Origin of the sequence: Streptomyces sp. UG1 (assembly GCF_049974585.1) — a bacterium.
Taxonomy (GTDB): Bacteria; Actinomycetota; Actinomycetes; order Streptomycetales; family Streptomycetaceae; genus Streptomyces.
Genome location: NZ_JBNGGG010000007.1, coordinates 233,663 through 255,963, shown reverse-complemented (window position 1 = coordinate 255,963; position 22,301 = coordinate 233,663). Strand labels below are relative to the sequence as shown.

Genomic DNA, 22,301 nt, shown 5'->3' with positions numbered 1-22,301 from the left:
CACCTACGCGCCTCGATGATCTGGATCAAAGACATCACCCGGACCACCGAATGATCACGACTCAAAACGCGCCCTAGGTCCGGTCGGCTGTTGCGTCCCGTCGGCTTCAGGCGAGGTCGCTGGCGGGCTCGGTCGCGTAGCGGCTCATCGCGTCGATGTTGGCTTGTCGCGTCAGCGGCCGGCCGTCGGCGAACATCTCCTGGAGGTCTCGGAAGTACTGCACGTACAGATCGGGGGTGAAGGTGCTGAGCATGACGGCGGGCTGGTCGGTCAGGTTGGCGAAGGTGTGCGGGGTGCCTGGCGGAACCATCACGAGCGTGCCCGCGGTGGCGTCGTGGTCCTCGTCCCCGACGGTGAACCGTATGGAGCCGGAGAGGATGTAGAAGCCCTCGTCGTGTTGGGCGTGGCGGTGCTGCGGCGGTCCCTGGGTGTGCGGGGCGAGGACGGACTCGGCGATCGCGAGGCGGTGCCCGGTGTGGCTGCCGTCCTCCAGAACGCGCATGCGCGTGGTGCCCAGAACGATCCTCTCACCGTCACCGGGACCCACCACCGACACGGCGGGGGCGGCCTGCGGCTCGCTGGTGTTCGCTTCTTCCGCTTCTTCGGTCATGCTCACGAGTGCACCGCCCAGGCCCCGCCGGTGTCCAAGACCCATCCCGCAACCCCGATACCTCGTGGGTATCGTTGCAGCGTGGAGCTACGGACCTTGCGCTACTTCGTGGCGGTCGCCGAGGAACTCCACTTCGGCCGGGCCGCCACCCGACTGCACATGAGTCAGCCGCCGCTGAGCCGGGCGATCAAGCAGTTGGAGGCCGACGTCGGGGCGCTGCTCTTCGCCCGCTCGCCCACCGGCGTCACGCTCACGCCGGTGGGCACGGTGCTGCTCGACGAGGCGCGGGCCCTGCTCGAGCATGCCGACCGCGTCCGTGTACGCGTCAGCGCGGCGGCCGGCGCCGCGACCATCACCGTCGGCATCCTGGGCGACGGCACCGACCCGGGAGTGTCCAGGCTGGCCGCCGCCTACCGCCGAAACCACCCCGGCATCGACGTCCGCATCCGCGACACCGACCTGACCGACCCGACGTGCGGGCTGCGCGCCGGACTGGTCGACGTCGCCCTCACCCGGGCGCCGTTCGACGAGACCGCCCTGACGGTGCGTGTGCTGCGAACCGATCCGGTCGGCGCGGTCCTGCGGGCCGACGATCCGCTGGCCCGCCGCGGCCGGCTGCGGCTGGCCGAGCTGAGCGGCCGTCGCTGGTTCCAGTTCCCGCAGGGCACCGACCCCATCTGGCAGTCGTACTGGAACGGCGGCAGGGCGCGCGAGGGGCCGGTGGTGCGCGCCGTTCAGGAATGCCTGCAGGCCGTGCTGTGGAACGGCACGGTCGGCCTGGCGCCCCTCGGGCACGACCTGCCCGCGGAGTTGGCCGTGGTACCGCTGATCGACATGGCGCCGAGCCGAGTGGTGGCGGTGTGGAACGAAGGCGACACCAACCCGTTGATCCGATCCTTCGTCGAGGTCGCGACAGCCGCGTACCGCCACTGAGCGCTGGTACCCGGTGCCGCCGCAGATCGCCGGCGTGCCGCTGGGCGACACCCAACTGCTGCTCGGAGACGTCGTGAACGGGGCACAAGGCAGCGCGGGCCAGACCGTCTCCTTCGTGCTCGACACCCGGGTGCGCGACTCGTGGGGACTTGCGGGAGCGGCGTTCGCGGGTGCCGCGGTCAGCTCCGTCATCGTCTTCGGACTTGCCGCGCGGGGCGGGTTCCAGCAGAACCGGCTCGTCCTCGTCGGCATCGGTGCCGCCACCGCCGCCACCGCGCTGATCAGCCTGCTGATCGTCCTCACCGACCCGTTCAACGCGGTCAAGGCCCTTACCTGGCTGTCCGGTTCCATCTACGGGCGGACGATGCCGGACGTGGTGCCGCTCGCGGTCGTGGTCGCTCTCGGGCGGTCGTCGCGGTGCTGCGGCGCGCGGAGCTCGACCTCGTCTCGCTCGACGAGGACACCCCGCGGCTCCTGGGCATCGACCTGGCCCGGGGGCGCCTCGGCTTCCTCGTCCTGGGCGTCCTGGTGAGCGCCACCGCCGTCGCCGCCGCGGGCACGATCGGCTTCGTGGGGCTCGTCGCCCCGCACATGGCCCGCGCCCTGGTGGCCGTCAGCACGCCCGGGTGGTCCCGGTGGCGATGCTGCTCGGCGCCGCGCTGGTGTGCACCGCGGACCTGCTGGGCCGTACCGTGATCGCGCCCGCCCAGCTCGGCGCCGGCATGGTGACCGCGGTGATCGGCACGCCGTACTTCCTCTATCTGCTGGTGCGCAGCCGCCGCTAGGCCCTGCTCGGGCCGGTCACGACGGGCGCCTGGCTGCTGACCCGGCCCGGCGTCACCGGCCCGATCGTCGGCCGCGCACTGCCGGGCAATGCCTGCCCCGGTTCCGGTGTCGGCACGTTCTGGCGGTGGAGCCTGCGACGGGCGACGAGTTCGGGACAGGGCGGCCTCGACCTCGCCGTACCGCCCAGCGACCTCGTCCGGCGAGTACCATGGCGGTCGGCGCACCGCCGATGAGGATGCCGGTCACCGGGACGATGGCGGTGCCGGGCACGGTCAGCAGGCCGGTCAGGAGACACGGGGCTGTCGCCCGATCCCTTCCTTCTGTATCCACCCGCATGGCGACACGGTTGTCCGGGCGGCACGGCGATTGTCCCAGGCGGCACCGCGATCGACGGCGCCGCCGACCTGTCCGACGATCCGGCTGCGGCAAAGGGCGTCATCCAGCGCTGTGCCGCCGTCGAGCCAAAGCCGGCGGACACTCCGGTCATCGAGCATCGGGTCGGCGCCCGGCCGACTCGCTCGCCGTCACGGCGCACCATCCGATGCGGCGGGCTCGAACCCCCATGACCGCCACGCCCCCGAAGGAGCCGGCGGTCCCGCCGCCGACGGAAGCACGACGTTCTCCCTGCCCGACCGCGGTGAACCGCACCTGCGTTGGCGACGGCAGGTGGGCAAGTACTTCACCGCCAAACGCATGACCGCGCTGCGCCCCGGCATGGTGCGCACCGCCGAGGGCCTCGTACATGGTCCGCCACGGACAGCCCGCCGACCTCAAGGCCGCCCTCGGCTTCCCGCTGCCCGTCTACGTCATCTGCGACATCCTGGGCGTCCCCGTCGCCGACCGGGACCGCTTCTCACACTGGTCCGACGCCTTCCTCAACGTCAGCCGCTACACCGCCGAGCAGACCCGGGCGGCGTACGGCGACTTCGCCGAGTACATGTCGGCGCACATCGCGGCGACCCGCGCCGAGCCCGGCGAGGACCTGATCGGCATGGTGATCAGGGAGAGCGAGGGGGAGGGCCGGGGGCTGACCGACGACGAACTGCTCGGCACGGCCATGGGGCTGCTGGTCGCCGGGCACGAGACCACCGCGAACATGATCGGCAAGATGGTCGCGATGCTGCTCACCGACCGCACCCGCTGGGAGCGGCTGCTGGCCGACCCCGCCCTGGTGCGCACGGCCGTCGACGAAGCGCTGCGCTTCGACGCCAACCTCGGCTTCGGCATCCGGCGCTATCTCACCGAGGACGTCGAGGTCGACGGCGAACTGCTGCCGAGCGGCACGACCGTCGTGTGCAGCATGCCCGCCGCCAACCGCGACGAGCGGGTCTTCGCCGACGCGGACGACATGGTGCTGTCCCGGTCCCCGAACCCGCATCTGACGTTCGGCTCCGGGCCTCACTCCTGCCTCGGTCAGAGCCTGGCCCGCACCGAACTCCAGGTCACCCTCGACGTCCTGCTGCGCAAGCTGCCGACCCTTCGACTGGACGTGCCCGTCGACGAGTTGCAGCGCGTCGAGGGACTTCTCGTCGGCGGACTGCGCACGGTGCCCGTCCGGTTGTGACCGGGCCGACTGGAGAAGGAAGGCAAGAAGGAAGGCAAGAAAGGAAAGCAAGAAGGGCAGGCAAGAAGGGCAGGCAACAAAGGAAGGCGACAGCGGTGAAAGTCCGTGTGGACCAGGACCGGTGCTGCGGCGCCGGCCAGTGCGTGCTGATCGCGCCCGACGTCTTCGACCAACGCGACGACGACGGCATCGTCACCCTGCTCGACCCCAGCCCCGCCGCGGAGGCGCACGCCGCCGCGCGCGAGGCGGCCGCCGTCTGTCCCGCGGCCGCCATCACGATCGACGACGACCAGGAGTAGCCACTTCCGGTCGCACGGACCGGAAAATCATGTGCCCCGGTCCGGCCCGGCTCCCTAGACTCACCACACCATCACGCGCCGCCCACCACCCGGCGGCGCGTCGTCGTGACGAGTCGAGGGGAGCCGGGCCGTGCGTGACCGCGCCGCTGTCGTCTCCCCGTCCCGGTACGACCGGTACGACGTGATCCTCGTGTCCTCGTCCGCCCGGTGCCCGCTGCGCGGCCAGCACCGGATGCCGTGACGAACACCTGACACTCCTGCCCTGCCGGGATTCCGGCAGACCAACAGGCCGTGCTCGCGTGCGCGTACGCATCGTCCCTACGCCTCGTCGCGGAATCGCGCTGACCCCTTTCCGTTTCCGGAACATCCGAAAGGCCAAGGGCCGTGCGCACCAACCTCAACACCCTCGCCGTCGTCCGCAACCTCGGCATCCTCGCCCACGTCGACGCCGGCAAGACCACCGTCACCGAGCGGATCCTGTACGCCACCGGGACCACGCACAAGCGCGGCGAGGTCCACGACGGCACCACCGTCACCGACTTCGACTCGCAGGAGCGCGACCGTGGCATCACCATCTTCGCGGCGGCGGTGAGCTGCACCTGGGACGGTCACCGGATCAACCTCATCGACACACCCGGGCACGTCGACTTCGCCGACGAGGTGGAGCGTTCGCTGCGGGTCCTGGACGGCGCGGTCGCGGTGTTCGACGCCGTCGCGGGCGTGGAGCCGCAGAGCGAGTCGGTGTGGCGGCAGGCCGATCGGCACGGTGTGCCGAGGATCGCCTTCGTCAACAAGCTGGACCGCGCGGGCGCCGACCTGGACAAGGCCGTGGCGTCGATCCGGGAACGGCTGCATCCGGCGCCGCTGGTGGTGCAGTTGCCCATCGGCACGGAGGACGGATTCCGCGGGGTCGTGGATCTGGTACGGATGCGTGCGCTGGTGTGGGCCGACGGCGCCGAGACGTTCGTAACGGAAGAAGTGCCCGACGAACTGCGGGAGGAGGCGAACCGGCGTCGGCGGCTGCTGGAGGAGGCCGTGGCCGAGCTGCACGCCGGCGCGTTGGAGGAGTTCTGCGCGCGGTCCACCCTCTCGCCGGAGACCCTGGAGCTCGCCCTGCGGGAGCTGACCCGCGGTGGTGAGGGCGTGGTCGTGCTGTGCGGCTCGGCCTACCGCAACCGCGGTGTCGAGCCGTTGCTGGACGCGGTGGTGGCCTATCTGCCGTCGCCGCTCGACGTGCCTGCCGTACGAGGCCTGCGCGACAGTGCCGACGAGGAGCGGCCCGCCGACCCGTTGGCCCCGTTCGCGGGGCTCGCGTTCAAGGTGAGCGCCACGCCGACCGGAAGGCTGACGTACCTGCGGGTGTACTCGGGAACGATCGCGAAGGGGGACACGGTGCTGGACGCGAGTGCCGGGCGCACCGAGCGGATCGGGCGGATCCTGCGGGTGCAGGCCGACCGGCACGCCCAGGTGGACCGGGCGGTCGCCGGGGACATCGTGGCCGTGGTCGGGCTGAAGTCGGCGCGCGCGGGCTCCACTCTGTGCGCGCCGGACGCGGCGCTCGTCCTCGAACCGCCCGGTGTCGCCGAACCGGTGGTGTCCGTCGCGGTCGAGGCCCGCAGGTCCACCGACACCGACAAGCTGGCGGGCGCGCTGGCCCGGCTGGCGGAAGAGGACCCGTCGCTGTCCGTGCGGACCGACGCCGAGACCGGGCAGACGGTGCTGTCCGGCATGGGCGAACTGCATCTGGAGGTCGCGGTGGAGAAGATCCGGCGGGACGTCGGCCTGGACGTCAAGGTAGGCCGCCCGAGGGTCTCCTACCGCGAAGCCGTCGGCCGAGGCGTGTCCGGCTTCGTCTTCCGGCATGTCAAACAGGACGGCGGGGCAGGGCAGTTCGCGCATGTCGTCCTCGACGTCGAGGCCCTGGAGGCAGGGGCCGGCTTCGAGTTCCGCTCGGCCGTCGTCGGCGGTCGTGTGCCGCAGGAGTACGTCCGTGCCGTGGAGGCCGGCTGCCGGGACGCCCTCGCCGAGGGCCCGCTCGGCGGTCACCCGGTGACCGGGCTGCGCGTCACCCTCACCGACGGGGCGACGCATGTGAAGGACTCCTCCGACACGGCGTTCCGCACCGCCGGCCGGCTCGGTCTCCGTCAGGCCCTGCGCTCCTGCGCGATGGTCCTGCTCGAGCCGGTCGTCGAGGTCACGGTCACCGTGCCCGAGGACGCCGTGGGCACGGTCCTCGGCGACCTGGCGGCACGGCGCGGCCGGGTCTCCGGCTCGGTCACCCGGGCGGGCGCGGCGGTGGTCACGGCGACCGTGCCGCTGGCCGAACTCTTCGGCTACGCGACGCGGTTGCGCAGCCGGACCCAGGGCCGGGGCACGTTCACGGCCCGGCCGACCGGGTACGCGCCGGCGCCGGTGACGACACCGGCCCGGTGAGTGAGGGGCGGCCCCACCTGTACGCGGGGGGGCCGCTCGCACAGTCGTCGGGCACCCGGGACTTCGACAAGGTCGGAGGCAGGGACCGGTTCGTCGACTCAGCACTCGGCTCGACCGGCGCGCAGGGACGGGACCCGGCCGCGGTGCCGCTGTACTCGATGGCGTACGCGCTCTACGCATGAAGCTCCCGGTCGGCGACGGCTTCCGGCCGCCTTCTGGCTGCTCGGCAGCGACGTCGACAACCCGTCGGTCTCCTGGCCCGCGTCCGGCGAGACCGACACGGCCGACCAGTGGCGCACATATGCCGTTGAGTGGACACCGATGGGCATGCATGCGCTTCCACGTGGACGGCCGCCCGGTCCAGGAGACGTCCCGGGTAGGTCCGGTACTCCGGACCGGGCCGCCGCCTGCTTCATCTGCTCGACAGCAGGGACTCCAAGGCATCCGCCGTCGCCGGATGGCGGGTCGTGAGCATGGCCCCGCCCGACGGGGACGCACCGGCCGCCGCCACTGCCCATCCGCCGTCGCAGCCCAGGAGTTCCGCCACCGCGTCGCAGGTCGCCGGGTGCGCGGCCAGCAGCCTCACGCCCGACGGGGCCGGGACGTCGGGCTGTGCCCATCCGCCCGCGCAGCCGAGTAGCCCCGCCACCGCGTCACACGTCGCCGGGTGTGCCGTGAGCAGCGCGGCGCCACGGCGGACGTCGGGCGCGGGCTTCGGCCGTGCGGCGGCGAGCGGATCCATCTCCGGCATCCGCCACGGCGGTATCCACGCGTCCAGCGCCGCCAGCCGGCCCGGGAAGATGCGACCGGCCTCGCGGATCAGCAGCGGGGCGAGGTCCGCAGCGCCGGAACGCAGGGTGGTGATCAGCAGCGGCAGCCACGGCAGCAGCACCGTGTCCGGCAGCCGTCCGAACGCGTTCGACACCGCCTCCACGACCACGTCCGCCAGCCCCGGCACGGGCTCCAGCGCGTGCACGAAGCCGCTCAGATAGCGCGGATAGGCGGGCACCACCAGCGGGTTGTCCAGCAGCGCCTCGCACCGCGCCCGCAGTTCGGCCCGGGACAGGGTGCCGAGCTGTACCTGCGCCGCCCACAGCAGTGCCGTCTTCGACGGCTCGTCGGGGTGCGACTGGGCGACCGCGAGCTCCAACTGGGTCCGGTCGCAGCCCAGCGACAGGGCCAGGCTCTCCATGCTGAACAGGAAGCCGAGCATCGCCGCGACCGGCCCGACCGTCGCGTCCTCGTCCCGGAACGCCGTCGGCAGCAGTGTGCAGTAGTGGGCGTAACCAGTCTTGACGAAGGACTCGATCCACGACGGCAGCACCGGCTCGCTGGTGCGGTAGTACGCCAGCAGCGCGCGCACCCGCCGCAGCACCTCCGGCGCGCCGTCCACGCTGCGCTCGGTGGCGAGGAGCTTCAGCGCGTGCGTGCCGAGCTCGTCGGACAGGCGGCGGCTGCGCAGGTAGAGGGTCGCGTCCTCGACCGCGGCCAGCACCGTCGCCGTCGTCGCCTGCGGCCCGTACGCATCGCGCCGCAGCCGCTGCTCCAGGACCTGCTCGAGGCTGACACCCTCGTAGCCCAGCTCGATCAGAGCCCGCTGGTGCGTGCCGAGCGCCAGGTCCCACGACTCCTGGATCGACCGCTCACCGAGCCCCCGCTCACCCATGATCGGCCGCGCCGCACCCTGCGGCATCAGCCGCCGCAGCATCCACAACACGTCCGAACACGCCTGGAGTTCCGGCCGGGACGCCATGTCCAGCAGCGCCCGGCGCACCCCGCGCTGCTCGAGCTTCAGCTCCAGCGGTGCGAGCCGGTCGTACACATCGCGTGCCAGCGGCGGCAGCGAGTCGTAGCCGACCTGGCCGATCCGGTCCCCGCCCATCATGATCTCGACCAGGCGCCGCACGTCCCGTCGCCCGGGCACGCTGTCCTTCTCGATGCAGGTGACCGCCGCGTCCTGGAAGTCGTACGGCGTCGGCTTGACCCGGTCCCGCATGCCGGCGAGCAGGATCGACGTCTCGAAGACGGCGATGGCGTCGGCGGTCGAGGCGAGATAGCCGTTGCGCCGGGCCGCGCGCACGATGTCCACCGACCAGCCGAGCAGTTCGGCCTCGTCCAGACCGTCGAGCACGGGCGGCCGGCGCAGGAAGCCGGACAGCTTGTCCGCAGCCACCGCGGGCTCCGGTGCCGGGGTGACAGCGGGGACTGCAGTCTTCTTCCCGGCCTTCTTCTTCCCGGGCTTCTTCGTCCCTGCCTGACCCTCCAGCCGGAACGGCTTCAGGCGGGTCCGCTTCAGGCCCTTCGCCCACTGAGTCGCCGCGATCGACACCGAACCCGCGGCGAGCCCGAACTGCGCCTCGATCGCCGCGTGACTGGACGGGATCAGGCCGTACTGCCAGGTGGTGGCGGTACGAGGGGAGATCGTGAACGTGTCCGTGCTGCCGTGCACGCCGAACTCCTCGACGCGGCTGGCCGCGTGGAACGCCCCGCACACGTACAGGCAGTCCTCCGGGTCGGTGCCCGTGGCCGCCAGGTGCTCACGCATCCGCGTCCACATGTACCGCTCGCGGTCCTCGTCCACCCGGACGCGGGACCCGTCGCCGGGGGCGAGCCGCCGGAACAGGCTGCCGATGAGGAACATCACCTGCCGGTAGGTGTCGTGATCGCTGTCCCCGAGCGGGACCTCGACGTACTGGTGCCACCACTCCGACCAGTGCCGCACCTTGCCGTGGCGGAGCAGATGCTCCTCCAACTCGGCGAAGCGCGGCCGCAGGTCGCCGATCTCGACGCCGACGGCCTCACCGTGCAGCGCGGCCTCGGCCTCTTCCGCAGGCCCCGCCCCCTCCTGGGCGTGTTCGCCTCTCCTGTCCCACTGGAAGACGTGGTCCGAGGACCGGTCGACGAGCACCAGCTCGACGCCCGGGGTGTCCAGGGCGTACGCGATCGCCTGGTACTCGGCGGACGCCTCCGTGACCGGCGCCACGACCGACAGCGGGGCCCAGTCGGCGGGAAAGCCGTCGACCTCGCCGGCGAACGCCTGCACCGCCACCGGCAGTCGGCAGTTGCGCAGCTCGGTCAGGAGCGGCGCCATGTCCTCGCACAGCTCCAGGTACACCACTTTGGGCTGCTTCTCGCGCAGTCGGCGGGCCATGGCGAGCGCCGAGGCGGGGGAGTGGTGACAGACGGGGAAGATCTCCAGCGGCTCGCGCACCGCCCGGTCGACGTCGTCGACCATGCCGAGGAGGATGCCCTCCAAGGCGTCGGGCCCGCCCGCGAACGTGGCCGCGGCGTCCTGGAGTTGGCCGCGCAGCCCGGCGAATGTGCCGTTCTCCTGGGACCCGCTCATGACAGCGTGGCGATCGCGTCGCGGCCGCCCTCCAGGAACTCGGGCCAGGAACCGCCCTCCTCCTTGCTGCGCGGCTCGACGACACCGTGCAGGTACTTGTTGAGGATGGCCAGATCCTCGGGCTCGCGCCGGGTGAGGGAGCCGACGAGGGAGGACGCCAGGGTGCGGGCGGTCAGGGCGCGCTCACCGAAGAAGTTGCTGTGCAGGACGGCGTCCTCCAGCACGCCGATCTGCTCGGCCGTCGACAGCGCGGACTCCAGCTTCTCGTCGTCGCTGCCGGCCGCGGCGGCGGACGCCCGCAGGTCGGCGAAGCTCTGCAGGAGCACGTCGAGCAGGGTCGGCGGCACGTCGAGGTCGATCGAGTGCCGGCGCAGCAGCTCCTCGGTGCGGAAGCGGACGATCTCCGCCTCGCTCTTCTTGTTCGTCACGACCGGGATGCGGACGAAGTTGAACCGGCGCTTCAGCGCGGACGACAGGTCGTTGACGCCCCGGTCGCGGCTGTTGGCCGTGGCGATGATCGAGAAGCCGGGCTTGGCGAACACGATGTTGTCGTCCCCGCCGCCGCTCTCCAGTTCGGGAACGGAGATGTACTTCTCGGAGAGGATCGAGATCAGCGCGTCCTGGACGTCACTCGTGGAGCGGGTCAGCTCCTCGAAGCGGCCGATGGCACCGGCTTCCATCGCGGTCATGATCGGCGAGGGGATCATCGACTCCCGCGACTGGCCCTTGGCGATGACCATCGACACGTTCCACGAGTACTTGATGTGGTCCTCGGTGGTGCCGGCCGTGCCCTGAACCACCAGCGTGGAGTTGCGGCAGATCGCGGCGGACAGCAGCTCCGCCAGCCAGCTCTTGCCGGTGCCGGGGTCGCCGATGAGCAGCAGACCGCGGTCGGAGGCGAGGGTGACGATGGACCGCTCGACGAAGCTCCGGTCGCCGAACCACTTCTGCGACACCTCCCGGTCCAGTCCGTCGGCACGCTCGGAGCCGAGGATGAACAGGCGGACCATCTTCGGCGACAGGCGCCACGAGAACGGCTTGGGGTTGTCGTCGATCGACTCCAGCCAGTCGAGCTCCTCGGCGTACTTGATCTCGGCAGGGGCGCGCAGCAGGTCTGACATCAGGGGAAGGCCTTTCCGTACGGTGATCACAGTGAGGGTGTGGTCGGTGATCAGGTGAGGAACGTCTTGAGCTCGTGCACGAGCTTCTTGATGTGGCCGGAGATCACCGGCGTGCCGAGGTCCTTGAACTTCTCCCGGAACCACGGGTTGACGCTGCCGCGCCCGGAGCTGGTCACCGACCCCACCGGGATGAACCTCGCCCCCGAACGGTGGACGGCGGCCATGCTCTCGAACAGCTCGTCCGTGCGCCATTCGTAGAAGTCGGAGATCCACACCACGACGGTGTTGCGCGGCTCGGCGATCTTCGGCTGGGCGAGTGCCATGGCGACGGTGCCGTCGGTGCCGCCGCCGAGCTTGGTCCGCAGCAGCGTCTCGAACGGGTCGTGCGCCCAGGACGTGAGATCCAGCGCCTGTGTGTCGTACGCGATGAGGTGGACGTCCACCTTCGGCAGCCCGGCGAATATGGACGCCAGGATGGTGCAGTTGACCATCGAGTCGAGCATCGAACCCGACTGGTCCACGACCACGATGAGCCGCTGGGGTGTTGTCTTGCGGCTGGTGTGCCGGTAGTAGAGGCGGTCGACGTAGAGCCGCTCCTCCTGTGGATCCCAGTTGGTGAGGTTCTTCCAGATGGTGCGGTCGAGGTCGAGGTTGCGGAAGACCCGCTTGGGCGGGACGGACCGGTCGATGTCACCGACCGTGGCCTTCTCCACCTGGGTGCGCAGCACCTGGGCGACCTCGTCGACGTAACGCCGGATCAGCGCCTTGGCGTTGGCCAGGGCGACACCGGAGAGGTTGTCCTTGTCGCGCAGCAACTGCTCGATCAGGGACATGCTCGGCGTCAGTTGCGAGGCCAGCGCGGGGTCGGCCAGCACCTCGCGCAGATGCATGCGCTTGACGAGACCTGCCTCGATGGAACCGAGTTCCGGCCCGATCTCGGGGATCAGGCGGCTGAGGTCGGGCGTGGGGCCACCGAAACCGGTACCGGTCGGGCTGACGCCCTGCCCGCCTCCCGCACGGTTGGCACCGGCACGTCCGCCGCGCAGCTCGCCGGGCCGGCAGCCCAGTGCCCGCTCCAGCCAGGCTGCGTCGGACTGCCAGCGAGCCAACTGCTCGGCGGTGACGGTGCCGGAGCCGGTCGCGAAGACGTTCAGCAGCACCTTCGACACGAGCGCCGCGCGCCGCACCTCGGCGGCCCGGTCACGCCCACCGTCCTCGTCCGGCTCGGGCGTCATCAGCCCGTCGAACTCGGCGGCCAGCTCCGGATGCCGCTGCACGACGGAGTCGACGGACGCCCCCGGGTCCAGCAGCGCGGGCGGCAGGCCGATGTCCTCGACCACGGCCAGACTCGCCGACTCCAGGCCGGCCTGCTCCTCGGGGTCGAAGAGCCGTGCCAGCAGCCGCCAGTACAGCACCTGCCGCCGGTTCTCGTCCGGATCGGGCGCCGGGGCGCCTTCGATGGTCTGCTCGCTCATTTCCGCAGCAGCCTTCCGGCGCGCTCACGCAGCACGGTGACGGCGTCGGTGGCGGCCTTCTCGGCCCGTACACCGGCCTTGTCGGTCGTACCTCCGGCCCAGGCCCCGGCGTGCACGGCGACGGACTTCTTCCGTACGGTCCGCTCGACGGCTAGCGGCTGGACCAGAAACTCCCCGGCGTCCCAGCGCAGCAGGCCGACACAAGCACCGGACGAGGCAACCACCTCGGGGGTGAGCGGACCGGCGGCCGGAACCCGGTCGGTGTCGACAGCGAGCCGCTGCCCGGCGACCTGGAACGCCACCCCGTCCTCGCCCTCCTCCACGGCGTACCCCTCCAGCAGCACGGGCACGGCGATCCGCGCCGGATGCCGGTCGAGCGGCGCGGTCGCGAAGGCGGCAGCGGCGGGCAGCGCCACTCGCGCGGTGGCGAACACCTCGGCGGGCTCGCCCGTCCGGGCCCGCGCGTCGTCCCAGATCAGATCGCCCTCACCGGTGACGGGCATCGCGTCGAGCTCCATGGCACGCCCCTCACTCACCGCGGCGAGCAGGGACATGTGGGGCCGCAACAGCTGCCACAGCCCCGCACCGACGACGGTGTCGGGCTTCGGCGCCGACACCGAGGCCCGCACCAGTCGCGGTGTGCCGCCGTCCGCCGGTTCGAACACGGCGTGGACCTGAGCCTGTACGGCGGTGGCGTGCTCCTGTACGTCGACACCGAGCGGCAGCAGACGCCCGGTCGCTTCGGCGACGCCGGGAGGGGCGGCCCCTGCTCCGGGCACCGTCAGCACCATGGCACGCGACCACAGGTCGGCCCACCGCCGCACCGGAACCCGCTCCAGGGTCGGCCCCGGGCAGGAAGCGGCGAGTTCGGCGGCGAAGCCGTCGAGCAGCGTGGCCAGACGGCGCAGCGCGGGGTCGGGCAGCATCGCGGACACGACGGGCGCGGCCCCGCCGACGAGTTCATGGTCGATGCCCTGCCATCCGGCCCGCGCGAGGTCGCACAGCCAACTGCGCGCCGCGGCAAGCAGATTGACCGCACACTCCGCACCGCCGGCCGAAGCGCCGCTCTCCTCGCCCCGCGCCCGCCCGACGGCCTCCTCGGCACGCAGGACCAGCGCGTCGTGCACGGAACCGAGCAGCGCGGTGCGAGCGGCGGCGAGCGCGAGAAAGTGGTCCTCGCCGGCGGCCCCGGCAGCGGTCTTCTCGGCCGCCTCGGCGACCCGCGTGGCCAGCGGCGACCCGGCGACGGCCGCGGCGAGAGCGGCCGGCCCACCCGCCTGGGCGGGCTGCGGACGCAACAGACCGGCGACCAGCACCTCGTCGAAACCGTCCACGGCGGCAAGGATCTCGTCGAGCCCGTCGACGGCGTCGGTCAGCAGATCGGCACGCATCAGGCCACCGCCCTCGTCGTCGGGAACCACTGCATCTCGGGCAACGGACTGCTACTCGGGGCCAGTTCGAGATAGGCCAGATGCCGCAGGAACCGGCTGAACACCTGCGCTGCGGCCGAACTGTCCGCCTGCGCGGGCCGGGTGGCGGTCATCGCGTCGGTGAGGGAGCCCGCATCGGCGGGCGCGCCACCGGCGACCTCGGCCTTCAGATACCGGCCCACACGCTCGACGCCGTACTGCAGCACCGCCTCACTGATCAGCGCACGTATGTGATTGCAGAACCACCCGCGCGCCCCGCCGCAGGGACGGTTGTTGTTGGTGCTGCAGGCGAACGCGAACGTCCCCGCCTCGACCGACGACACATACACGCGCCCGATGTCCGACCCACTGGACACCACACCCTGCAGCCGTCCGTCGGCCAGCTCCACGAACGGGACCTTCGCGAGCTTCCGCGGCCGCGCGGACGGCACGACCCGCGCCGTACTCGACTTCTCCCAGACCGACAACGCACCATCTCCCATGCATGCGAAAGGGGACGTCAACGCCAGAGCGGCGCAACGAGATCAAGGTATCGGCAGCCACTGACAACGCCGCCGAGACCGGAGCAGCCGGGCCGGGACGGCCGCGCTCTCCCTCGAAAATGTGTATGCCTGGGGATCGTGACCTGGCACCATGAGGCGCTGCACCAATGTGTCGTGCTGTGTCGTGCGCGGGCCGAGTGTCCTGACCGAAGGGGATTCCATGGCGGACTGGATCTACATCCTCAATCCGCGCAAGGACACGTTGGACGGGGAGCCGTTCGACAAGGAGACGATGCGGCAACTGGCGGAGGAGGAGCCGGAACTGGAGCTCTGGCTCAGCCGTCGCTACCGGATGCAGCCGGGCGACCGCCTCTGGTTCTACTTCGCCCAGCCGGAGTCGGCGGTCGCCGCGGTGGCCGAGGTCGACGAGGAACCCTTTGCGGACGACGAGGACCCCGAAGTTCCCTACCTTGTCGCCGTGACCATGATCACCGAAGGGACGAAGGCGCTGTACCGCGAGCCGGTGAGCCGCGAGGAACTCGGACTGGGCCAGGTGCGGTCGGTGCAGAAGGTCAAGCCGGAGGCCTTGCCCGCGCTGCTGGCACGGGCGGGACTGTGAGACGGCCGGGATGAACGCGGGCGACCGGAGTGTGCGTCAGGGCACCTCGGGACGGACAAGTGCCTGTGCGAAGGGTTCGCCGGTACGGCGCGCGTAGGCCATCCGCTCACGCACCGCCCGCAGGGTTGTCGTACGGCTTCTTGTATGAGGCCCGGCAGGGCAGGCAGACGTACGAGGTCTTCGCGTGGGCCATGCCGCCAGAGTAGGCGGACGCCGGACCGAACTCGGCCCAGTTGGTGCTGATGGGCGTGCACCGTGCCGGCACTGCTCGGCTACGGTCGCGCGGACCTGATCCGGCTACTCGACGCGACGGGCGTCCAGTAACCGAATCAAGTAACCGAATCAGGGAAGGTAGTGGGGCCGGGTCAGCAGTCCCTGAACTCCGGCGACTGGTTCAGAACCTGCGACCGCACCGAGGTGAACCGCGAGTACGTCTCCCCGCCCTGCGCCTCCGGGCGGAACGCCGCCACCCGGTGGCAGTTCTGGAAGGCCAGCGTCACACCGAAGTGGCGTTCCAGGCTGCCGCGGATCGCGTCGCTGGCGAGGGCGCGCAGGAGTTGGCCGCGTTCCTTCTCCGACGGCGGAGGGGTCTGGTTGTCGGTGAACTCGGCGGTGCCGCCCTTGAGTTCGGCGGCGAGGGAGGCGATCAGGTCGTAGGCGTACGGCAGCGAGGTGCGGACCGTGTCCACGAAGTCCTGCTCGCGGATGTCACCGTGTTCGGCCTCGGCGAGGAGCTTCGGGGAGACGTCGAGAGACATGTGCGGTTGTTCCTGTTCCAGAGAGGGGGAGGGCGGGGTTCAGGTCAGTGCTGTTGGGCCCGGTACGAACTCCGGGTCCACCTGGGAGGCGAGGTCGTGGCCCGTCCTGTCGTCCGCCCACGCGCGGGCGTTGCGCAGGTGGAACTCGACGGCGTGGCCGTGCATCGTGGCCCAGTCCTTCGGCAGCGCGTCAACCGTCTCGCGCAGGACGTTCAGGGCGTGGACGTTGGGGGACTCCAGTTCGCCCTGTTGCCGGCCCTGCTCGGCGGCGCGGATCCAGGAGGAGTGGTGCAGGTGGGTGAGGAGGTCGTCGCCCACCTCCTCCTTGAGGAAGAGCAGGTCGTCCTCGCTGGTCACCTTGTTGCCGATGACCGCGATACGGATCCCGAACTCCCGCGCGTGGTCGCGGTACTGGCGGTAGACCGAGACGCCCTTGCGCGTGGGTTCCGCCACCAGGAAGGTCATGTCGAAGCGGGTGAACAGGCCCGAGGCGAAGGCGTCCGCGCCCGCCGTCATGTCGACCACCACGTACTCGCCGGGGCCGTCGACCAGGTGGCCGAGGTAGAGCTCCACCCCGCCGAGCTTGGAGTGGTAGCAGGCCACCCCGAGGTCGCTCTCGTCGAACTCGCCCGTCACCATCAGCGGTACGTCGCCCACGCGCCGGGCGTGCCGGGCGTGCAGCTCGTCGTCGCCTAGGAGGCGCAGCAGGCGGGAGCCGCGGCCGGGCGGGGTGGTCTTGATCATGGCGTCGGCGGAGGGGATGCGCGGGTTGGTGCCGCGCAGGTACTCCTTGATGTCCCGCAGATGGGCGCCGAGGGGCGGGGCGTCCAGGGTGTCGCCCTCGTGACCCAGCGCCTCGGCCAGGTGCTGGTTGATGTCGCCGTCGATGGCCAGCACGGGTGCGCCGGAGCCGGCCAGGTGGCGGGAGAAGAGCGCCGACAGGGTCGTCTTGCCGCTGCCGCCCTTGCCGACGAAAGCAATACGCATCAGCGAACCGCCTTCGCGGCCAGAGTAGCCTTTTTGAAAATGGATGTCATGTGGGTAGGTTGCTGGCGTTCGTGATCACTGTCAAATTGCCTGGACTGTAAGGGGGTTGAGTGGCGCGCAGGGGGTGAGGTGATCACATCGGCCGCTTAATGCATATGATGTGCAAGTGCGTGACTACAGCATCAGGGCGGCGAGCCCGGACGACCTGGACGGTGCGCGAGCCGTGATGCTCGACACCGTCTACCGCGACTTCGGCACCGGCTATGTGCCCCGCTGGCACGCGGACGTCATCGACCCGGCCGCCGCCTACCTCGCCTCCCCCCGCCACACGCTCCTCGTCGCGGTCGACCCCCACGACAACGGTGTCGTGGCCACGGCCGCCCTCGACTCCCGCGGCCCGGCCCACCCGCCGAATCCGCGCCACCTCGCCGAGCGCTATCCCTCCGGCGTCACCGCGCAGCTCCGCCGCGTCTACGTCCGTCCCGAGCATCGCCGGCGGGGCCTCGCCGGGCGGCTGGTCGAGGAACTGCTCGCCTTCGCGGCGGGGGACGGCGGCTATCGCGCCGTATATCTGCACACCGATCCGAACGTGCCCGGTGCCGAGGCCTTCTGGCGCTCGCGCGGCAAGGTCGTGCACGACGAGCGCGAGGAGTCAAAGGGCGCTTCCGGCGTCGTCCACTTCGAGATACCGATGGAGCGATAGACCGTGCGACAGCGACAGAGACAGCGACAGCGGCTCCGCCCGCTCCTCGCCCTCGTCCTCGCCCCGGTGCTGGCCGGCTGCTTCGCCTCCGGCGGCGCCGACTCCGCCGACGGCACCGACGCCGGCTCCCGCCTGCGCGTCGCCCTCGCCTTCCCGCCCGCCGAGAACCTCTCGCCGTACGGCGCCGACTCCACCACCCTCACCCGCCTCGGCGTCACCGAGGGCCTGACCGCGCTCGACGCCAACGGCGCCGCCACCCCCGCCCTCGCCGCCTCCTGGCGCCAGGAGAACGACCGCACCTGGCTGTTCACCCTGCGCGAGGCCACCTTCCAGGACGGCTCGAAGGTCACCCCTGCCGCGGTCGCCGCCGCCCTCACCCACGCCACACAGGCCAAGCCCGCCCCGGCCGCCCTCGCCGGCGTCACCCTCACCGCGAAGGCCGAGGGCGCCACCGGCGTACGGATCACCACCGAGAACCCGGACCCCGTCCTGCCGCTGCGGCTGTCCAGCCCTGCCCTCGCCGTCCTCTCCGCGAAGGCGTACGACGAGAAGGGAGAGGTCGACCCGGTCGGCACCGCCACCGGGCCGTTCGAGCTCACCAAGGTGATGGGCGCCACCGCCGCCACCCTCGACCGCTACGACGACTACTGGGGCGGCCGCGCCCAGGCCACCGGCATCGACGTCAAGTTCGTCGCCGACGGCACCGCCCGCGCGAGCGCCCTGCGCACCGACCAGGTCGACCTCGCCGAGGCGGTCCCCGTCGCCCAGGCCGCCACCCTCGACAAGGCCACCCGCAAGGCGACCGCCACGACCCGCACCACGAGCCTGCTCCTCAACACCGGCAAGGGCCCCTTCAAGGACGCCGCACTGCGGGCCGCCGCCCGGCAGGCCGTGGACACCGCCACGCTCGCCAAGGACGTCTACGAGGGATACGCCGACGCCGGCACCGGCATCTACGGACCCGCCGTCACCTGGGCCGAGGGAAAGCGGAGGAAGCCGGTCGGACGGGCCGCGCCCGGAAAGCCCAAGGGCACCCGCATCACGCTCGCCACCTACGACAACCGGCCCGAACTGCCGGAGGTCGCCCAGGTGCTGAAGCAGCAGCTCGACAAGGCAGGGTTCGACGTCACGCTGGAGGTGCGCGAGTACTCGCGGCTGGAGAGCGACGCGCTGGCCGGCAGGTTCGACGCCTTCGTCCTCGCCCGCAACACCCTCGTCGACACCGGCGACCCCGTCTCCGTCCTGGCCAGCGACTACACCTGCGACGGCGGCTACAACATCGCCCAGTTGTGCGACAAGGACGTCGACCGGGCCGTCGCCAAGGCCGAAAGGGCGGCCGACACCGGCGAGCGGCAGGACGCGTCGATGGCCGCCGAGGCCCGCATCCTGGGTACCGACGCCGTCGTACCGCTGGTCCACCAGCGCGTCATCACCGGCGTCGGCACCTCCGTCAGCGGCGCGCTGCTCGACCCGTACGAGCGCACCCTCGTCGGCATCGGCACCCGGCGCTGACCCGTGCGGAAGCGCATGGCCGTCTTGTTGTGGCGGGTCGCGATCGCGGTCGCCCTCGTCACCGCCATCGGCGTGCTGCCCTGGCTGTCGCACACCGACCCGGCGCTCACCGTCCTCAAGGCCCGTTCGGCGGACCGCGACCCCACCCCCGAGGTGCTCGCGGACATCCGGGCCCAGCTCGGCCTGGACGCCGGCCCCTTCCACCTCCTCGGTGACTGGCTGGGCGGGCTGTGGCACGGGGACGCCGGGCGGTCCTGGCTCTCCGGCGGCGAGGTCACACCCGCCGTGCTGCAGGCCCTCGGCGTCTCCCTGCTGCTGATGGCGGTCGCCCTCGCCGTCGCCGCCCTCACCGCCGCGCTGATCTGCGCCCGCACCCTGTGGCTCGGCGCACGGCGGCGGCTCGGCGGGCGACGCGCGGGAGGCAGCGGCTCCGCCATGCTCGCCGCACTGCCCGAGTTCCTCACCGCGTCGGTGCTCGCCACCGTCGTCGGCGTACAACTCGGCTGGCTGCCCGCGCTCGGCTGGTACGGCTTCCGGTGGACGATCCTGCCCGCCCTCGCCCTCGGCCTGCCCGCCGGAGCCGTCCTCGGCCGGCTCCTCGACGACCTGCTGCCCGGCGCCTTCGCCGAGCCCTGGGCGCAGGCCGCCGCCGCGCGCGGACTGCCCGGCCGTACGATCGCCCGCCAGGCCCTGCGCCGCTGCCTGCCCGGACTGCTGCCCAACACCGGCCTGTTCGTCGTGGGACTGACCGGCGGATCGGTCACCGTCGAGCAGATCTTCGACATCCCCGGCCTCGGCCGCACCACCCTCCAGGCCGCCCTCGCCCAGGACCTGCCCGTCCTCCAGGCCGGCACGCTCGCCCTCGTCCTGCTCGCCGCGGCCGCCGCCGGAGCGGCCCACCTCCTCACCCGACTGCTGATCGGCCCCGCTCTGCGCGACGGAGCCCTGCCGACCCTGCACCGCCCGACCCCGCCCGCCCGCAGGTTCCTGCCCTTCGCATACGGCGGCCTGCTCGTCGCCGTCATCGCCCTCGGCCTGCCCCGCGACCCCCTCGCCCTCGACACCGCCGAGCGACTCGCGGCACCGTCCCGGGCCCACCCGTTCGGCACCGACGCCCTCGGCAGGGACCTCCTCGCCCGCGTCGGCCACGGCGCCCTCGACACCCTGCTGCCAGCCCTCGCGATCACCGCCGCCACGCTCCTCACCGGCCTGGCGCTCGGCCTGCTGCCCCGACTCTCCGGCCCGCTCGTCGACACCGTCACCGCGCTGCCGCCGGTCCTCGTCGCCCTGCTCGTCACCGCGGTCGCCGGCAGCGGAACCGCCACGCCCGCGCTCGCCGTGGCCGCCGTCGCCTGGGCGCCGCTCGCCGCCCACACCTCGGCGCTGCTACGGCAGGAGCGCGCGGCCCTCCACCTCACCGCGACCCGAGCCCTGGGCGCCGACCGCGGCTACCTCCTGCGCCACGAACTGCTCCCCGCGATCGTCCCGCCCGTCACCCGCCACGCCCTGCTCCGGCTGCCCGGCATCGCCCTCGCGCTCGCCTCACTGGCCTTCCTCGGCCTCGGCGCCCAGCCGCCCGCACCGGAGTGGGGCCTGCTCCTCGCCGAGAACCAGCCCTACGCCGAGCGCGCCCCCTGGGCGGTCCTCGCCCCCGCCGCCGTACTCGCCCTGCTGGGCGCGCTGGCGGTGACGGCGGCCGGAGGGATACGGCGCGGGCGGCGACGGGAGAGCGGGCCCGGGCCCGTCGCACAGGCGCCCGAACAGCAGTCGGACACAAAGAAGCCAAGGAAGCTGGTGGCGACCCGATGACCTCACTGACCCTCGGCCTCCGCAGGGCGACCGCGGACCGGCGGCCCCGGCTCCCCCCGCTCCTCCGCCTGCTCATCCTCACCCAACTCGCCTTCAACATCGGCTTCTTCGCAGTCCTGCCCTTCCTCTCCGAACACCTGGGGCAGTCCGTCGGCATGGCGGGATGGCTGGTGGGGTTCGTGCTGGGGCTGCGGACGTTCAGCCAGCAGGGGCTGTTCGTGGTGGGCGGGGCGCTGGCCGACCGGTACGGCATCCGGCCGGTCGTGCTCACGGGCTGCGTGCTGCGGATCGCCGGGTTCGTGTGGCTGGGATACGCGCAGGAGACCTGGGCGGTGATCGGGGCGGTGCTGCTGATCGGCTTCGCCGCGGCGCTGTTCTCACCGGCGGTGGAGTCGGAGGTGGCACGGCAGGCGGTGCTGTGGGAGGAGTCGGGGGCCGGCTCCCGCACCCGGGTGCTCGCGCTGCTGACGGTGGCCGGTCAGGCGGGCGCGTTCGTGGGGCCGTTGCTGGGCGCGCTGCTGCTGGCGGTGGACTTCCGTACGGTGTGCCTCGCGGGTGCCGGGATCTTCGTGCTCGTCCTCGCCGGGCACGCGTGGCTGCTGCCGCAGCACATACCCGGGCGCGGCGGCGTCCGCTTCCGCGGCGGCATGGGCAAGCTGCTGCGCAACCGCCGCTTCCTCGCCCTGTGCTGCGCGTACGGCGCCTATCTGCTCGCCTACAACCAGCTCTACCTCGCCCTCCCCGACGAGGTGGAGCGCGCCACGGGCTCCCAGGCCGCGCTGGCCTGGCTGTTCGCCCTGTCCTCACTGCTGGTGGTGGTGGCCCAGTTGCCCGTCACCCGCTGGGTGGGGGAGCGGCTCACCCTGCGCCGGTCCATGGTGGCCGGGCTGCTGCTGATCGCGGCGGGCTTCACGGCCGTCGCCGCGGCCCGTCCCGCCGACTGGACCGGAACGGCGGGCCTGTTGCCCGCGGCCGGCTTCGTCGTCCTCCTCACCCTTGGCCAGATGCTCGTCGCACCCGTCGCCCGCGCCTGGGTCCCCGACCTCGCGGAGGAGGGCCGCCTCGGCCTCTACACCGGCGCGCTGTCCTCGATCTCCGGGGTGGTCGTCCTCATCGGCAGCTCGGCGACGGGGACACTCCTGGACACCGGGTTGCCCGCAGCCGTGCCCTGGCTGGTCCTGGCGGCCGTACCGATCGCGGCGATCGCACTGCTGCCGCGCAGATAGAGGCGGCGCACTTGCGGCTCGCCCGGCGTGGGGGCTGGGCGGGGGGCGCGGCCCGGCGCTGACGGGGTGCCGCCTCTCTTTGGGACGGGAGCCGCCCCAGGCGGCACGCATGCCCGCAGCTTGGGCGGACGGACACCTCCTCGGCCACGGCCCCGACCCACCCACCGTTGGCGCTACGCGCACCCCCACCGAACCCGCACATGCGCCG

Annotated in this window: 17 protein-coding genes and 3 pseudogenes; 12 read left to right on the top strand and 8 right to left on the bottom strand. The window is 72.0% G+C overall.

The window, feature by feature from the left end; all coding sequences use genetic code 11:
* Positions 1-106: 106 nt before the first annotated feature.
* Complete coding sequence (locus ACP4J3_RS10705; protein WP_426532798.1) at positions 107-610, bottom strand: cupin domain-containing protein; 504 nt, start codon at positions 608-610, stop codon at positions 107-109.
* An 81-nt stretch (positions 611-691) separates the two neighbouring features.
* On the opposite strand from ACP4J3_RS10705, the gene ACP4J3_RS10700 reads away from it, so the two are divergent.
* The 7 genes and pseudogenes from ACP4J3_RS10700 to ACP4J3_RS10670 all read left to right on the top strand — a co-directional run.
* On the top strand, positions 692-1,543 hold the full coding sequence (locus ACP4J3_RS10700; RefSeq protein ID WP_426532796.1) for a LysR family transcriptional regulator: 852 nt from the start codon (positions 692-694) through the stop codon (positions 1,541-1,543).
* A 25-nt stretch (positions 1,544-1,568) separates the two neighbouring features.
* Positions 1,569-2,328, top strand: a pseudogene (locus ACP4J3_RS10695) (iron chelate uptake ABC transporter family permease subunit); the annotation flags it as partial.
* Between the two features lie 367 nt (positions 2,329-2,695).
* A pseudogene (locus ACP4J3_RS10690) lies at positions 2,696-3,893 on the top strand (cytochrome P450).
* Between the two features lie 95 nt (positions 3,894-3,988).
* On the top strand, positions 3,989-4,192 hold the full coding sequence (locus tag ACP4J3_RS10685) for a ferredoxin (protein WP_426532794.1): 204 nt from the start codon (positions 3,989-3,991) through the stop codon (positions 4,190-4,192).
* 384 nt (positions 4,193-4,576) lie between these two features.
* Positions 4,577-6,625 (top strand): elongation factor G, encoded by a 2,049-nt coding sequence (fusA, locus tag ACP4J3_RS10680; RefSeq protein WP_426532792.1) that lies wholly within the window; start codon positions 4,577-4,579, stop codon positions 6,623-6,625.
* The gene (locus tag ACP4J3_RS10675; protein ID WP_426532823.1) at positions 6,622-6,807 is read left to right on the top strand and encodes a hypothetical protein; all 186 of its coding nucleotides are present in this window, start codon (positions 6,622-6,624) and stop codon (positions 6,805-6,807) included. The genes fusA and ACP4J3_RS10675 overlap by 4 nt, the downstream gene beginning before the upstream one ends.
* A pseudogene (locus ACP4J3_RS10670) lies at positions 6,786-7,001 on the top strand (discoidin domain-containing protein); the annotation flags it as partial. The gene ACP4J3_RS10675 and the pseudogene ACP4J3_RS10670, both read left to right, overlap by 22 nt.
* A gap of 36 nt (positions 7,002-7,037) precedes the next feature.
* Here the strand turns inward: ACP4J3_RS10670 and ACP4J3_RS10665 are convergent.
* From ACP4J3_RS10665 to ACP4J3_RS10645, 5 genes are read right to left on the bottom strand one after another with little or no spacing between them, the layout of a single operon-like run.
* Positions 7,038-9,971 carry a hypothetical protein gene (locus ACP4J3_RS10665; protein ID WP_426532790.1) on the bottom strand — a complete coding sequence of 978 codons (2,934 nt, stop codon included), beginning with the start codon at positions 9,969-9,971 and terminating at the stop codon, positions 7,038-7,040.
* A complete protein-coding gene (locus ACP4J3_RS10660; RefSeq protein ID WP_426532788.1) occupies positions 9,968-11,092 on the bottom strand; it encodes an ATP-binding protein in 1,125 nt (374 codons plus the stop codon). The genes ACP4J3_RS10665 and ACP4J3_RS10660 overlap by 4 nt, the downstream gene beginning before the upstream one ends.
* 50 nt (positions 11,093-11,142) lie before the next feature.
* Positions 11,143-12,567, bottom strand: a complete 1,425-nt coding sequence (locus ACP4J3_RS10655; protein ID WP_426532786.1) for a vWA domain-containing protein — start codon at positions 12,565-12,567, stop codon at positions 11,143-11,145.
* Positions 12,564-13,958 carry a hypothetical protein gene (locus ACP4J3_RS10650; RefSeq protein ID WP_426532784.1) on the bottom strand — a complete coding sequence of 465 codons (1,395 nt, stop codon included), beginning with the start codon at positions 13,956-13,958 and terminating at the stop codon, positions 12,564-12,566. The genes ACP4J3_RS10655 and ACP4J3_RS10650 overlap by 4 nt, the downstream gene beginning before the upstream one ends.
* Positions 13,958-14,479, bottom strand: a complete 522-nt coding sequence (locus tag ACP4J3_RS10645; protein WP_426532782.1) for a hypothetical protein — start codon at positions 14,477-14,479, stop codon at positions 13,958-13,960. The genes ACP4J3_RS10650 and ACP4J3_RS10645 overlap by 1 nt, the downstream gene beginning before the upstream one ends.
* 220 nt (positions 14,480-14,699) lie before the next feature.
* Between ACP4J3_RS10645 and ACP4J3_RS10640 the strand changes: the two genes are divergently transcribed.
* The gene (locus ACP4J3_RS10640) at positions 14,700-15,098 is read left to right on the top strand and encodes an EVE domain-containing protein (protein ID WP_426532780.1); all 399 of its coding nucleotides are present in this window, start codon (positions 14,700-14,702) and stop codon (positions 15,096-15,098) included.
* Positions 15,099-15,463: 365 nt separating this feature from the next.
* Here the strand turns inward: ACP4J3_RS10640 and ACP4J3_RS10635 are convergent, their stop codons facing one another.
* Positions 15,464-15,856, bottom strand: a complete 393-nt coding sequence (locus ACP4J3_RS10635) for an SCO5389 family protein (protein WP_426532778.1) — start codon at positions 15,854-15,856, stop codon at positions 15,464-15,466.
* Between the two features lie 39 nt (positions 15,857-15,895).
* Positions 15,896-16,843: an ATP-binding protein gene (locus ACP4J3_RS10630; protein WP_426532776.1), complete on the bottom strand. Its 948-nt coding sequence runs from the start codon at positions 16,841-16,843 to the stop codon at positions 15,896-15,898.
* 166 nt (positions 16,844-17,009) lie between these two features.
* Here ACP4J3_RS10630 and ACP4J3_RS10625 point away from each other — a divergent pair, with 166 nt between their 5' ends.
* From ACP4J3_RS10625 to ACP4J3_RS10610, 4 genes are read left to right on the top strand one after another with little or no spacing between them, the layout of a single operon-like run.
* Entirely contained in the window at positions 17,010-17,546 is a 537-nt protein-coding gene (locus tag ACP4J3_RS10625) for a GNAT family N-acetyltransferase (protein ID WP_426532774.1), read from the top strand.
* Positions 17,547-17,549: 3 nt separating this feature from the next.
* Positions 17,550-19,058, top strand: coding sequence for an ABC transporter substrate-binding protein (locus tag ACP4J3_RS10620; protein ID WP_426532772.1), 1,509 nt, complete (start codon positions 17,550-17,552; stop codon positions 19,056-19,058).
* A 15-nt stretch (positions 19,059-19,073) separates the two neighbouring features.
* Positions 19,074-20,867: an ABC transporter permease subunit gene (locus ACP4J3_RS10615; protein WP_426532770.1), complete on the top strand. Its 1,794-nt coding sequence runs from the start codon at positions 19,074-19,076 to the stop codon at positions 20,865-20,867.
* Positions 20,864-22,093, top strand: coding sequence for an MDR family MFS transporter (locus ACP4J3_RS10610; protein WP_426532768.1), 1,230 nt, complete (start codon positions 20,864-20,866; stop codon positions 22,091-22,093). The genes ACP4J3_RS10615 and ACP4J3_RS10610 overlap by 4 nt, the downstream gene beginning before the upstream one ends.
* Positions 22,094-22,301 lie beyond the last annotated feature (208 nt).

Coding starts and splice junctions, on each gene's coding strand:
- ACP4J3_RS10705 (WP_426532798.1), bottom strand. CDS start 610: ATGACCGAAGAAGCGGAAGAAGCGAACACCAGCGAGCCGCAGGCCGCC.
- ACP4J3_RS10665 (WP_426532790.1), bottom strand. CDS start 9,971: ATGAGCGGGTCCCAGGAGAACGGCACATTCGCCGGGCTGCGCGGCCAA.
- ACP4J3_RS10660 (WP_426532788.1), bottom strand. CDS start 11,092: ATGTCAGACCTGCTGCGCGCCCCTGCCGAGATCAAGTACGCCGAGGAG.
- ACP4J3_RS10655 (WP_426532786.1), bottom strand. CDS start 12,567: ATGAGCGAGCAGACCATCGAAGGCGCCCCGGCGCCCGATCCGGACGAG.
- ACP4J3_RS10650 (WP_426532784.1), bottom strand. CDS start 13,958: ATGCGTGCCGATCTGCTGACCGACGCCGTCGACGGGCTCGACGAGATC.
- ACP4J3_RS10645 (WP_426532782.1), bottom strand. CDS start 14,479: ATGGGAGATGGTGCGTTGTCGGTCTGGGAGAAGTCGAGTACGGCGCGG.
- ACP4J3_RS10640 (WP_426532780.1), top strand. CDS start 14,700: ATGGCGGACTGGATCTACATCCTCAATCCGCGCAAGGACACGTTGGAC.
- ACP4J3_RS10635 (WP_426532778.1), bottom strand. CDS start 15,856: ATGTCTCTCGACGTCTCCCCGAAGCTCCTCGCCGAGGCCGAACACGGT.
- ACP4J3_RS10630 (WP_426532776.1), bottom strand. CDS start 16,843: ATGCGTATTGCTTTCGTCGGCAAGGGCGGCAGCGGCAAGACGACCCTG.
- ACP4J3_RS10615 (WP_426532770.1), top strand. CDS start 19,074: ATGGCCGTCTTGTTGTGGCGGGTCGCGATCGCGGTCGCCCTCGTCACC.
- ACP4J3_RS10610 (WP_426532768.1), top strand. CDS start 20,864: ATGACCTCACTGACCCTCGGCCTCCGCAGGGCGACCGCGGACCGGCGG.